Origin of the sequence: Bacillus sp. SIMBA_008 (assembly GCF_046535495.1) — a bacterium.
In the GTDB taxonomy this organism is placed as follows: domain Bacteria; phylum Bacillota; class Bacilli; order Bacillales; family Bacillaceae; genus Bacillus; species Bacillus subtilis.
The window spans coordinates 1-247 of record NZ_JAWRWL010001009.1 but is presented as its reverse complement, the minus strand read 5'-3'; the positions used below and the strand labels follow the sequence as shown (position 1 = coordinate 247).

The window sequence follows — 247 nt, the reverse complement described above, 5'->3', positions numbered from 1 at the left end:
GACGAACATTGTATCAGAGTGGAATTTTTCGGAGACGAAATTGAGCGGATCAGGGAGGTCGACGCTTTGACCGGAGAAATTCTCGGCGACCGTGACCATGTCGCGATTTTCCCGGCTTCCCACTTCGTCACCCGGGCGGAAAAGATGGAAAAAGCGATTCTGAATATTGAACAGGAGCTTGAGGAGCGCTTGAAAGTGATGCACGAAAACGGCAAGCTCCTTGAAGCGCAGCGGCTTGAGCAGCGGA

Annotated in this window: 1 pseudogene; it reads left to right on the top strand. The window is 52.6% G+C overall.

The window, feature by feature from the left end:
- Nucleotides 1-247, top strand: a pseudogene (locus SB658_RS26440) (excinuclease ABC subunit B); the annotation flags it as partial.